Source organism: Clostridium sp. ZBS2 (assembly GCF_023845855.1).
Lineage (GTDB): Bacteria > Bacillota > Clostridia > Clostridiales > Clostridiaceae > Clostridium > Clostridium aquiflavi.
Map to the genome: position 1 here is coordinate 220,877 of NZ_JAMQIF010000010.1, position 13,790 is coordinate 234,666.

12 protein-coding genes and 1 other annotated feature are annotated in these 13,790 nt (G+C 29.1%); of the genes, 1 reads left to right on the forward strand and 11 read right to left on the reverse strand.

Features of this window, described 5'->3' with window-relative positions:
* Nucleotides 1–92: 92 nt before the first annotated feature.
* On the reverse strand, nt 93–251 hold the full coding sequence (locus NG918_RS07405) for a hypothetical protein (RefSeq protein WP_192875381.1): 159 nt from the start codon (nt 249–251) through the stop codon (nt 93–95).
* A 298-nt stretch (nt 252–549) separates the two neighbouring features.
* Here NG918_RS07405 and NG918_RS07410 point away from each other — a divergent pair, with 298 nt between their 5' ends.
* Complete coding sequence (locus tag NG918_RS07410) at nt 550–1,395, forward strand: DegV family protein (protein ID WP_252213998.1); 846 nt, start codon at nt 550–552, stop codon at nt 1,393–1,395.
* Nucleotides 1,396–1,560: 165 nt separating this feature from the next.
* Here NG918_RS07410 and deoD read toward each other — a convergent pair whose 3' ends face one another.
* The 10 genes from deoD to pulA form a co-directional block, all read right to left on the reverse strand.
* Nucleotides 1,561–2,271 (reverse strand): purine-nucleoside phosphorylase, encoded by a 711-nt coding sequence (deoD, locus tag NG918_RS07415; RefSeq protein WP_252213999.1) that lies wholly within the window; start codon nt 2,269–2,271, stop codon nt 1,561–1,563.
* Nucleotides 2,272–2,354: 83 nt separating this feature from the next.
* The gene (locus NG918_RS07420; RefSeq protein ID WP_252214000.1) at nt 2,355–2,762 is read right to left on the reverse strand and encodes a cytidine deaminase; all 408 of its coding nucleotides are present in this window, start codon (nt 2,760–2,762) and stop codon (nt 2,355–2,357) included.
* Between the two features lie 198 nt (nt 2,763–2,960).
* On the reverse strand, nt 2,961–3,914 hold the full coding sequence (locus NG918_RS07425) for an ABC transporter permease (protein WP_252214002.1): 954 nt from the start codon (nt 3,912–3,914) through the stop codon (nt 2,961–2,963).
* A gap of 1 nt (nt 3,915) precedes the next feature.
* Nucleotides 3,916–5,070: an ABC transporter permease gene (locus tag NG918_RS07430; RefSeq protein WP_252214004.1), complete on the reverse strand. Its 1,155-nt coding sequence runs from the start codon at nt 5,068–5,070 to the stop codon at nt 3,916–3,918.
* Nucleotides 5,067–6,590 (reverse strand): ABC transporter ATP-binding protein, encoded by a 1,524-nt coding sequence (locus NG918_RS07435; RefSeq protein WP_252214006.1) that lies wholly within the window; start codon nt 6,588–6,590, stop codon nt 5,067–5,069. Before NG918_RS07435 ends, NG918_RS07430 begins: the two co-directional genes overlap by 4 nt.
* A gap of 250 nt (nt 6,591–6,840) precedes the next feature.
* Nucleotides 6,841–7,947, reverse strand: coding sequence for a BMP family lipoprotein (locus NG918_RS07440; protein ID WP_252214008.1), 1,107 nt, complete (start codon nt 7,945–7,947; stop codon nt 6,841–6,843).
* A gap of 171 nt (nt 7,948–8,118) precedes the next feature.
* The gene (locus NG918_RS07445) at nt 8,119–9,138 is read right to left on the reverse strand and encodes a LacI family DNA-binding transcriptional regulator (RefSeq protein ID WP_252214010.1); all 1,020 of its coding nucleotides are present in this window, start codon (nt 9,136–9,138) and stop codon (nt 8,119–8,121) included.
* Between the two features lie 500 nt (nt 9,139–9,638).
* Nucleotides 9,639–10,808, reverse strand: a complete 1,170-nt coding sequence (locus NG918_RS07450) for an aminotransferase class I/II-fold pyridoxal phosphate-dependent enzyme (protein ID WP_252214012.1) — start codon at nt 10,806–10,808, stop codon at nt 9,639–9,641.
* Complete coding sequence (locus NG918_RS07455) at nt 10,805–11,284, reverse strand: Lrp/AsnC family transcriptional regulator (protein ID WP_252214014.1); 480 nt, start codon at nt 11,282–11,284, stop codon at nt 10,805–10,807. Before NG918_RS07455 ends, NG918_RS07450 begins: the two co-directional genes overlap by 4 nt.
* Before the next feature lie 76 nt (nt 11,285–11,360).
* Nucleotides 11,361–11,614 (reverse strand) — a binding site (T-box leader).
* Between the two features lie 104 nt (nt 11,615–11,718).
* The gene (gene pulA, locus NG918_RS07460) at nt 11,719–13,677 is read right to left on the reverse strand and encodes a type I pullulanase (RefSeq protein ID WP_252225523.1); all 1,959 of its coding nucleotides are present in this window, start codon (nt 13,675–13,677) and stop codon (nt 11,719–11,721) included.
* Nucleotides 13,678–13,790 lie beyond the last annotated feature (113 nt).

Sequence of the window (13,790 nt, forward strand, 5' to 3'; positions counted from 1 at the left end):
CTTATGCATATATAAACACACTACTAAAACAGAGCCTAAAATAAAAACAACTGTCTAAAATAGAATTCTTTCTATTTTAGACAGTTAAATTTTTAGTATTTTATAGGATTAGTTTTTTTATTGCCTGTTTTTGCTTTACCTTGAATTTCTGGTACTGGCTCAACATCATTTTTTTTATAATGTTGTTTATGATTACTTTCAGTTCCATGAGCATCATTTGGATCAGGTCTTCTCATTCCTGCTTTTGCCATAAATTTAACCCTCCTAAATATATATATAATGTTTCTCTATTTTAGTATTGTTTAAAAAATATAGACTATACATTTAATCTTAAATTAAGTCTTAATATATAAAATTTATCTATCATCTAAAATGTAAATTAAATAAATATAAGTAATATTTTTCATTGGAATATATTTGCCAAAATATTAACATTAAAAATCATTGTAGTACGTTAAAAGCTATGATATAGTTTAATTACATAAAAAATTTAATTCATATAAATTAAGGAAAAATTTTGTATATTTATATACTAAGGAGGAAAAATTTTTGCAAAAAATTGCCTTAATAACAGATAGTAGTTGTGACTTAAATCAAAGTACTTTAGATAAGTTCAATATTAAGTTACTTCCATTTAGAATAATTTTCAATGATAACGAATACTTAGATAGAATAACAATATCCTCAAAAGAATTATTTACCCTTTTAAAAACAGAAATTCCTACTACATCTCTACCAGACATAGAATATAGTAGTCAAGTATTTGAAAACTTAATTGCTGAAAACTATACTCATGTAATTATTATTACAGTTTCAGCTAATTCTTCGGGATGTTTTAATAGTATAAGATTATTAAGTGAGCATTATCCTAAAATTAAATCTTACATATTTGACTCAAAAACAATAGGTTATCCAGTTGGAGCTATTGCAACACAAGTTGGAAAATTAATTAATGATAATTGTACCTTTGAAGATATTCTTTCTAATCTTGAAGATATTAGGAATAAAACTCATGGTTTTGTAACATTTCCTTCTTTGAAATATTTAAGGGCAGGTGGAAGAATAGGACGAGTATCTGGTACTATTGCTGAAACTTTAAATTTAAAACCAATAATTTCTTCTGATGAAGATGGATTTTTATACCCTTATGCAAAAGCTAGAGGCAGAAAACAATCTTTAACTAAATTAAAGCAAATACTTATGTCATATCTTGATAATGGTAAATGTAGAGTTTGGATTTTGAATGGAGATGCTGATGAAGAAGCTAATGAATTTTTAAACAATGTACAAGCTCATGAAAATATAACAGAAATATCTTTAGAGACTATCGGAGCTTGTACAGGTGTACATACTGGACCTGGTTCTATAGGCGTTTGTGTTTACGAGGAATATTAATATAAACTTTTGAGGTTTATAAAATTCTATATTTATTTATAAAGTAAAAGAGAGCTTTTGGAATTCCAAAAGCTCTCTTTTATAAATTTATTTATTTTATTTAACTATTTTTATTTTTATCAAATAAAATTATAATTCAATTGCTTCTTATTTATAATTTAAGTATTATTCTAATCCAACTATAGTATCTAATGCAACTTCAATCATATTTGTAAATGTTGTTTGTCTCTCTTCTGCAGTAGTTACTTCACCTGTTATAAAGTGATCACTTACTGTAAGTAATGCTAATGCATTAACATTATATTTAGCTGCAATAGTATATAATGCTGCTGCTTCCATTTCAACTCCTAAACAACCAAAGTCAGCCCATTTCTTCCAATCTTCATTATCATCACCATAGAATATATCAGAACTATATATAGGGCCCACCTTAGGTTCAAATCCTTTTTGCACAGCTAAATCATAAGCTGGTTTTAATAAGTCAAAACTTGCAGTTGGTGCATATGTTCTGCCTTGGAATCTTACTAAATTAAGATTTGAGTCTGTACATGCTGACATTGCAATTACAAGATCTCTAACCTTAACCTTTTCATGATATCCACCACAAGTTCCAACTCTTATAAGATTTTTAACTCCATAACTTTGAATTAATTCATTAACATAGATTGATATTGATGGTATTCCCATACCTGTTCCTTGAACTGAAACTCTCTTTCCTTTATAAGTCCCTGTAAATCCGTACATTCCTCTAACTTCATTATAGCAAACTACATCTTCTAAAAAATTTTCAGCTATAAACTTAGCTCTTAAAGGATCTCCTGGTAATAATATGCTTTCTGCTATTGCACCTTCTGGTGCGTTTATATGAATACTCATTTTGTTACCTCCACATAATCTAATTTTTGAAATTTATTTTAAATACATGCAATTTTTTATATCCTAAAATATCTTTTAAGTTATTATTTGTTATTTTTATCTAAATCTGCTTTTGTAAATGCACCTGGTAAAATTTCAGCCATATCTGTTACAATATAATCTTCTTCACTTTTAGCAAGTATTACTTTCACTTCAGGGCCTCCAAATTCACTTATAACTTGACGGCAAATTCCACATGGATAAGTATTTTCTTGTAAACTTCCTACTATTGCAATTGCAGTAACCTTAGTTTCACCTTCTGCTACACCAGTGAAAATTGCTGTTCTTTCTGCACAGTTAGTTGCACCAAAGGAAGCGTTTTCAATATTACAACCACCATATACTTTTCCACTATCAAATAATACAGCCGCACCAACTTTAAAATTAGAATATGGTGAATATGCCTTTTCTCTATATTTTAATGCTATTTTTATAAGTTCTTTATTTTCCATTCTTCATGTCCCCTTTATTCTAAATTTATATAACTATAGGATTCCAAACATTTGACTTTATTATGTTTTTTATAATACCATATATCAAAGTAAATCTGGTACTGATTCCCTAGCATCTAATAATATATTTTTTGATTAGATAAGCTAATATATTATTTTTAATAATATATTAGCTTATCCTTTAAAAATTATTTTTTATTATCTTTTACCAGAATCAAATGGTTCCCCAGATGCTTTTGGTGCTTGTGAAGATTTTGAGAATAATACTAATGCAATTAATGTAACTACATATGGGAATACTTTTAGTATCACTGATGGTATAGATGCTAATGCTGGAATTACTTGTGATACATTAGCAACTGTAGTTGCAAATCCAAAGAATAATGTAGCTCCAAGAATACCTAATGGCTTCCATTGACCAAATATCAATGCTGCCAATGCTAAGAATCCAAGTCCTGCAACACTTCCATTAAATTCACCTGAGTATGTTACAAGTATTATTGCTCCTCCAAGAGATGATAATGCTCCTGAAACTAATACTCCAATATAACGCATACGATAAACGTTAATTCCCGCTGCATCTGCTGCTTGAGGATGTTCTCCACATGCTCTTAATCTTAAACCAAAGCTAGTTTTATATATTAAAAATATGCTTACTATAAGTATTAATAAAACTAACCATGTAGTAATATATGTTTTCTTAAAAAACAAATCTCCGATTATTGGTATTGATGAAAGAACTGGAACATCCATTGGATAAAATCCTGTTTGAATTCTTATACGTCCACTACCTGCAATAGTTCTTGCTAAGAATATAGTTAATGCTCCTGCTATCATATTAATTGCAGTACCACTAATTACTTGGTCTGCATTTAAATTTATACTAGCAAATGCATGTAATAGTGAAAATAACATCCCAACTACCACTGCTACAAGTAAACCGATCCAAAGAGGGAGAGTACTATTTGGCATTGATTCTTGTAACTTAAATATTGTTAATGCTCCTGAAAATGAACCTATAATCATAAATCCATCAAGTCCAATATTTACAACTCCACTTCTTTCACAATATAATGCACCTAGTGAAGTGATTAATAGAGGAATTGTATACGCAATAGCATAAGGAAAAACTTGTTGTATTATTCCCCACATATTACTTCTCCTCCTTGTTATTTATTTCTTCAGTATCATCTGAAGATTTATTATTTTCATCATTAGGCAATATTCCTGTTCCTGTATTGCCTGCCTTTTGTTCATTTTTTAATTCCTTTTTACGTTTAAATTTATTGTATACCATAGGTACAACTGCACTTGTAGCTGCAAAATATATAATAGTTGCTATTATAGTATCTGCAATTTCAGGTGGAATACTTGTATTGGCATTCATAAATCCTTTACCTGAATATAATAATCCAAAGAATATTGCTGATATAAATACACCTATAGGATTGTTGGCACCTAGTAATGATACTGCGATACCATCAAAACCTTGAGTTGGCATTACACCAATTTGTATATTAGATGCATTTCCTACATATTGAGCTACACCTGCAAGACCTGAAAGTGCACCTGCTATCATCATAGAATAAATTACATTTTTATTTACTGACATACCTGCATATTCTGCAGCATCTCTATTAAAACCTACAGCCTTTAATTCATAACCTAAAACTGTCTTTGTTAATATAAATCCAACTATAATAACTGCTAAAATTGCAATAAATATACCTAGATTAATGTAAGAGCCTTCAAATAATTTAGTAAGTACTGGTGTCTTTAATGATGCTACTTCTGGAAGTAGCCTTGATTCTGTTTCTAAAGTTTCACCTTTAAAGTAAGCTGGAATTGTATAGTAAACTATCCAATAACAAGCCCAGTTCATCATAATAGTAGATACAACTTCATTTACATTAAATTTAGCTTTTAATAATCCTGGTATGAATGCCCAAAGTGCACCTGCAACCGCTCCCACAATTATCATAACTAATAGTAATATCGATCTTGGCATGCTGTTATAGCATGTTAATCCTATTGCTGTAGCAGCAAATCCACCAAATAACATTTGTCCAGGAGTTCCAATATTGAAAAGACCTGTTTTAAATGCAAATGCAACTGAAAGTCCTGTAAGTACTAATGGTGTAGCTGTCGCTAGAGTATTACCAATTCTCTCTATGTTCATTAATCCGCCTCTAAATAGATATGAATATCCATCTACAGGATTATCTCCAATAAGAGCCATTAATATTGCACCTGCAATCAATCCTAAAACAACTGCAAGTATAGAATTTAAACTCTCTTTTTTACTCACGCTTCACTCCCCCTTTGAATACCAGCCATCATTAAGCCAACTTCATTTTCATTTGTTTCTGAAGCATTAACAGTACCTATTAATTCACCGCTATTAATGATTGCAATTCTGTCTGATAGATTCAAGACTTCACTTAATTCTAAAGATATAAGTAAAACAGCTTTTCCTTCATCTCTTTGTTCTACAAGTCTTTTGTGAATATATTCTATAGAACCTACATCTAGACCTCTAGTAGGTTGAACTGCTATTAATAAATCTGGATCCAATTCAATTTCACGACCAATTATAGCTTTTTGTTGATTACCACCTGACATTGTTCTAGCAAAAGATGCTCCACCTTCTCCTGATCTAACATCAAATTCTTCAATAATTTTTTCAGCATAATTGTGTATAGCTTCTCTGTTTAATAATCCATGTTTAGAAAATGGTTCTCTACCATATATCTCAAGTACAATATTATCTTCAATAGTGTAATCTAAAACTAGTCCTCTTTTTTGTCTATCTTCTGGAATATGTGCTATTCCGCTATCAATACGTTTACGTATTGACATATCAGTAATATCCTTACCTTCAAAATATATTTTTCCAGATTGTACATGTCTCATTCCAGTAATGGCTTCAATTAATTCAGATTGTCCATTACCCTCTACACCAGCAACTCCAAGAATTTCTCCCGCTTTAACTTCAATTGAAAAGTTTTTAAGACCAAGTACCTTTTTATTATTCATTACAGAAAGGTTATCAACTTTTAAAATTACATCTCCTGGTTCTTTATCTTCTTTTTCAACCTTAAAGCTTACTGGTCTTCCAACCATCATTTCTGCCATCTTTGATTGAGATGTTTCTTTTACATTAACTGTTCCTATATATTTTCCACGTCTAATAACAGTACAATTATCTGCAACTGCTTTAATTTCTTTAAGCTTATGAGTTATGATAATGATAGATTTTCCTTCTTTTATAAGGTTTTTCATAATCTTCATAAGTTCATCTATTTCTTGTGGTGTAAGTACAGCTGTTGGTTCATCTAGAATTAATACTTCAGCATTTCTGTAAAGCATTTTTAAGATTTCAACTCTTTGTTGCATACCTACTGTTATATCCTCTATTTTGGCATATGGATCAACATTTAATGAGTACTTTTCAGATAGTTCTTTAATCTTTTTAGCAGCACTTTTAACATCAACTGTTAAACCTTTTTTAGGTTCGCATCCTAAAATTATATTCTCAGTTACTGTAAAATTGTGTACTAATTTAAAATGTTGATGCACCATTCCTATTCCTAAATCATTTGCAACATTTGGATTAGATATTTTAACTTCTTTTCCTCTTACCTTTATAACTCCTCTTTCTGGTTGATACATACCAAAAAGAACTGACATTAATGTAGATTTACCCGCACCGTTTTCACCAAGTAATGCATGAATTTCACCTTTTTTTAGTCTTACGGTAATATTATCATTTGCAACTATACCTGGGAATTCCTTACGGATATTTAGCATTTCAACTACATATTCCATAGTAGAGTCCTCCTTTTTTAGATTAGCAATTTCTAATTGCCAATTGATAATATACAATACTTCAGGTCTATCTATTGTACATTGTCAATTATCAATATATAGAAATCAAAATTTATTATTGTTCTAGAAAATTAGTTTATTATTATTTCTTATATAGTATTTAACAATGAAGAAAACTTATTATATTATTTAATAAAAGTTTTCTTCAATTGTTATTACTTGAAATAATATTTATTTAATAAAACAGATATTATTTTACTAAGTTTCCTTGTTCACCTGCAACTGTTATTGTTCCATCTTTAACTTTTTCATTTACTTCAGCAACTGTTTTCATTGTTGCTTCTGATAAATTAGGATTCTTTGCTGGAATACCTACTGCATCTTTTGTAACATCAAATGTTAAAGTTTGACCACCTGGGAAAGTACCTTCTTTAACTGCTTTTACCATATCAAAACTTGCAGCTTCTACTTTTTTAACTGCTGAAGTAAGAATTACTGATTTACCATCTGCATATACACCATCATCAAATTGATCTCTGTCAACACCAACTACCCATACTTGACTACCTGATCCGATTCTAGTCTTAGCTTCTGTTATAACTCCATTACCAACTCCACCAGCTGCACAGAATATAGCTTTAACGCCTCTGTCATACATTTGAGCTGCTAATTGTTGTCCTGCTGCTGTATCATTGAAAGTACCTTGATATATTATATTGTCTGCTTTTAATGACATTTTAGTTCCTAACTTTTCATTAGCATAAGCAACACCTTGTTGGAATCCCCAGTTGAATTTTTGTACTGCTGGTATTTCCATACCACCTATAAATCCTAGGTCTCCTTCTTTTAATTCAACAGATGTAGCAACACCTGCTAAAAATCCGGCTTGGTGTTCAGCAAATAAAATAGAAACACTGTTTTCATCTACTTTATATTCTGGAGTTTTTCCACCACTATTTGGAGTACCGTCAATTAAAACAAATTTTGCATCTTTATATTTTTCTTGTGATTTATATATAGCAGTTTCAAATTTAAATCCTGGTGTAGCTATTAATCTAAATCCAGCATCATAAAGGTTTCCAATTTCCTTCATATAATCTGCTTCAGTTTCTCCATTTGGTTTTAAGTATTTAGGTTGTGCAATTCCAAGGTCTTTTTCAGCCTTTAGTATTCCTTCCCAAGTACCTTGGTTAAATGACTTATCATCTATTGTTCCTGAGTCTGTAACCATACCTACTTTAATTTGCTCTCCACCCTTTTTTGAATCACTAGTTCCTGTGCTAGATCCTCCACAACCAGCAAACATTGATACTGTTATTGCAGAAATAGCTAATAATGATAATAATTTCTTTTTCATTGCTTTTCCTCCTACTATTTTTAATAATATATTTCAAGTTACAAACTATAATGAAATTTATAACTTAAATTCAAATTAATTTAGTATATTATGTAGAATTAACTTTATATAATATTTATTCTAATTTATTCTCTATACTAATTTTCACAATTAACATATATACTATTCATTTCAATATATCTTTTTTTCTGAACCATTACATATTATTTTAGGAGCCATTATTGTTCTCCTTACAGATTTATTATTTTTATCATTTATTATTTCCCAAAGCATATCCATAGAACTCTTTCCAAGTTTTATTGGTGAATCCTCTATATATGTAACTTGTAATCCTACTATATCTAAAAAATCAACTCTATTAATTCCTACAATAGATATGTCCTCTGGTGTTTTCTTTTTTGAATCTATAAGTGCTTTTATTGCTCCCATAGTCATCATATTGCTACAAATAACTAATGCCGTTGGTTTATCTTCTGTTTTTAATATATTATTAGTTAATTTATAAGCTATTTCTGCTTTGAAATCTGCATTGAAAATATATTTATCCATGATATCAATATTATTTTCATTAAGTGCTTTTTTGTATCCAGAAAGCATGTCCATAGTTGCATCAGAATCTATATTCCCTGTTATTATTCCTATTTTTTCATGTCCTTCTTTTATTAATAAATTAGTTGCATCTAATCCACATTTTACGTTGTCCACAAAAACACCACTTAAATTACTATGTTTTATATCTGCTGATACCAAAACAACTGGTATATTTAACTGTTCTATTAAAGTAGTATATTTAGTTTTAAAATTACCATCTCCAAAAGCAGGTGTCATTATTATTCCTTTTATTCTTTGGGCCTTTGCAGATTTTAAAGCCTTTAATTCCTTTTCCAAAGAATTATCTGTATTAAATAAAACTATATTTAAATTTTTTTCTTCTGCAACTTCACTTATTCCCTTTATTATTTCTCCAAAATAATTATTAGTTATGTCTGGAACAATAATTCCAATTGTATTTGTTTCACTTTTGGAAAGACTTCTAGCAATAGCACTTGGAGTATAATTCATTTCTTTTATAACATTTAAAACTTTTTGTCTAGTCTCTTCTTTTACATAACCTGAATTGTTCAATACTCTTGAAACTGTTGTAGATGATACATCTGCTATTTTAGCAATATCATTTATCGTGGCCCCCATATGAATCCTCCCTTAATGTTCTCACACAACTACTTAAACTATTTTACCTCATTTGTAAACGATTAATTTAAGGCATTAGAAAACTAAAAAAGTTTTATTAATTTTCTCATCATGTTACCGGTTACATAACTATCATATTATATTACATTAGCAATGTCAATATTAGGATAACCTTTTTATTGTTAAAACATTATAAAAACGAATATTTTTTAAAGCGATTAATATTTTATGTGGTTAATTATATCAATTTTATATTTTTTCATATAATTTCCATATGATTTTATAATATTTATTTTTTACTTATATATTCTCTCTACTTAATAATATTATTAAGTTAATGGTATTATTATAGTTTTTTAAAATAAAGTGTATCAAATTGAATTTTTATTCATCATGATACACTTTAAAAATTTATAATTTAATTTGACTTTGTTTTTTAATAATAGGCTATGTTTTAGCAGAGTGTTGATATATGCATTTAAAACATAGCCTAATAATATTTATTTATTTATTTTATTAATAAATCTTTCTATTCTTTTAAGTGCTTCCATTATATTGTCCATAGATGATGCATAACAAGCTCTGATAAATCCTTCACCACAATCTCCAAATGCATTCCCTGGAACAGTAAGTACTTTTTCATTTATAAGAAGCTGTTCACAAAATTCATCAGATGTCATTCCCGTGGATTTTATAGATGGAAATACATAAAATGCTCCTAGTGGTTCGAAACAATCTAATCCCATTTTTCTGAATCCGTCAACCAGCACTCTTCTTCGTCTATTATACTCTCTTACCATGGTTTGCACGCTTTTATCACCTTTTTTCATGGCTTCTATTGCTGCATATTGTGCTGTTGTTGGAGAACACATTATAGCATATTGGTGTATTTTTTTCATTTCTTCTATTAGTATTGGATGTCCACATAAGTATCCTAATCTCCAACCAGTCATAGCATAAGCTTTTGAAAAACCATTTATTACCAATGTCTTTTCTCTCATTTCAGGAAAAGATGCTATAGAAACATGCTCTTTATCGTAGCAAAGTTCTGCATATATTTCATCTGATATAACAATTACATCTTTATCTTTTAAAACTTCTACTATTTTAGCTAATTCATCTCTAGTCATAATTGCACCAGTTGGATTATTAGGAAACGGTATTATTACAACTTTAGTTTTTGGAGTTATTGCTTCTTCTAAAAGTTCTGGAGTAAGCTTAAATTCATCTTCTGCCCTAAGATTTATGACTTTAGGTGTTGCTCCTGTAAAAGTTGTACATCCCTTATATGCAACAAAACTTGGTTCTGGTATTATAACCTCATCTCCAGGTCCAACTAATGCCCTAAGAGCTATGTCTATTCCTTCACTTCCCCCTACTGTTACTATTATCTCATCAGTTGGATTATAGCTAAGATTAAATCTTCTATATAAATACTTAGATATCTCATGTCTAAGTTCTATAAATCCAGCATTTGATGAATAATGAGTATGCCCTTTTTCCAATGAATAAATTCCAGCCTCTCTAACATTCCAAGGAGTAACAAAATCAGGTTCACCAACTCCTAAAGATATAACACCTTCCATTTCATTAATCATGTCAAAATATTTTCTTATTCCTGATGGTGGCATTTCTCTTACGTTTTTCTTAATCATATTCTCTATAATCATATAAAAATTGCCTCCCTATCATCAATTTTCTTTTCTTTAAATATTGTTCCATGGTCTTTATATTTTCTTAAAACAAAGTGTGTGCTAGTGCTTAATACGTATTGTTGCACAGCAAGTTTTTCCGATACAAAAAGAGCTACTTCTTTCATGCTCTTTCCTTCTACTATAACTGTTAAATCAAATCCTCCAGACATTAAATAACATGCTGTAACTTCTGGAAATTTATATATTCTTTCTGCTACTTTATCAAAACCTGCTCCTCTTTGAGGCGTTATTTTAACTTCAATTAATGCTGTTACAGTTTCTTTTCCTGTATTCTCCCAATTAATCAAAGTAGTATATCTTGCTATAATACTTTTGTCTTCATAATCTTTAATTGCTGCTTTAACCTCATCAACGCTTTTTCCAGACATAGTTGCTATTTGTTCATCAGTATAACGACTATTTTTTTCTAATATTTCTAGTATTTCTTCCATATAAAATGCCTCCTTAAAATTAATAACTATCAGATAAGGTATTTAATTGTAATAAAAAAATCCTTCATCCCCAAAAACAAGGGACGAAAGATTGATTACGCGGTACCACCCTAATAAGCATAAAATGCTCACTCTATAGAAATATTTTCATAAATACTTCAACCTTTATAACGTAAGGAACACGTCATTATCTAATTAAGAATAGTAATTCTTATTTTTCAATATGAAATTCAAAGGCTGCTTCTATAAAGTTCACTTACTAGATTTCCACCAAATCTCTAGTTCTCTGAAAAGCTTACTAAATATACTCTTCCTTATCACAATTTTTAACATATCATTTTAATATATTATAAACATATATTGATTTAAATTCAATAGTATATCTTGTTATTTTTATTAATTTGTTAACATAATTCATTTTTATAGCTGTTTTTTTAATCTTTTTTTACTAATACATAACAACTTAATTTATGCACTTTTACTACATTATTTTCTATATATGTCAGTTTATCTATTCCAGCTTTATCTTCATTTACAATAACATACCATCCATTTTTATTCAATTTAATTTCGACTGAATTTGGATTTGCATTATATATTACACAAACTTCCGTCCAATTAGTTTGCAAATAACTTAAATTTATATAAAATGCAACTATTCTATCATTATCAAAATTTATCTTTTTCTCTAAAAATCTTAAGTTTTCTCTTATCTCATTGCTAGTATCCATTCTAAATCCTTTGCAAAATTTTCTAAGCCTAATTAATCCTTTATAATAATCCACAACATCTTTATATTCTACAGTTCTATTCCATTGTAATTCATTTACACTGTCAGGTGAATTATAACTATTGCCATTTAAACTTCCATCCTTATTTTTCTTAGTTCTTAAAAATTCTTCTCCTGCTTGAAAAAATGGAATACCTTGAGAAGTTAAAATTATAGCCGCAGACAATTTATTCATGGCTTTTAAATCTTCTTTTGAAAAATTATTATTAGACAGACATATCTTATCCCATAATGTATAATTATCATGCGCAGACGCATATGTTACTGTTTGATACGGTTCATTTGCCCATGGAAATTTACTATATTTTAAACTTTCATAATTTATTTGATTATGCTTTGTAGAAGCTACTACTCCAAATTTAATAGTCTCTTCTAAAATTCCTGCACCACTTATAAAACCTTTTGAATGAGAATCAAAGACATTTCCTTTTATTCCATCTCTAATATCATCACTAAATGCTGCTATATTCATGTCTCCAAATTTACTAATATTAAACTTAATACATTTATCCCATTCTGGTAAAGGAGATGCACCACCTGTCCAACCTTCACCATACATAAGTATGGATTTATCTATTTTATCCAAACTTCTTCTTATATCTTTCATAATTTCTATATCATATAATCCCATTAAGTCAAATCTAAAACCATCTATATGATACTCACTTGCCCAATAAATCAAAGAATCAATTATAAATTTTTTAACCATCTTTTTTTCTGTTGCTAATTCATTTCCGCATCCAGACCCATTAGAAAACCACCCATCATTATTTTGTCTATAGTAATAACTGGGGACTATGCAATTTAAATTAGAACTATATGTTGAATGTGTGTGGTTATATACAACATCCATAATCACTCTTATACCATGTTCATGTAAAGTTTTAATCATATTCTTAAATTCTATTATTCGTTTTTCCCCATTAAAAGGGTCTAAAGAATATGATCCTTCTGGTACATTGAAATTTTTAGGATCATATCCCCAATTATAATTTTCAGAACTAACATTGGATTCATCTACTGTTGCATAATCAAATGCTGGCATTAAATGAACATGTGTTATTCCGAGCTCTTTTATATACTCTAAACATGTAGGGTAATTGGTTCCTGGAATCTTAGTTTCCTTCTCATAAACCCCATTATACTTTCCTCTAAATTTATCATTAACACCTGATGTTTCACTTATTGAAAAATCTCTTACATGTATTTCATATATAATAGCATCTGTTGCATTTGTAAATTTTGGCTTGATATCTTCATCCCAATCTTTAGGATTAGTAGACTCTAAATCAATTACCATTCCCCTATTTCCATTTACATTTACTGCTTTAGCATATGGATCTACAACTTCTATTTCATTTTGTTCATTATTAACTAAATAATTATAGTAAACTCCATTAAAATCTCCTAAAAGTTCTAAACTCCATATTCCTTCTTCTCTTTTTTTCATATCAAAAACTTCATTTTTTTCTTTATAATATAATATTACTCTTACACTTTTTGAAACTGGAGCCCATAATATAAACGTTGTTTTTTCTTTTGAATAAATTGCCCCTAATTTGCCACAATAGTTTTCATATTCATATAATATAGATTGCATCATAATTTTTAGCACCTCTAATACTTTTTATATACGCTCTGTTTTAAATGCGTGTTGATATATGCAATAGGTAAAGTGGCATTGTAATTGGACTTTGAGAATAGTTAAGTGAGAGT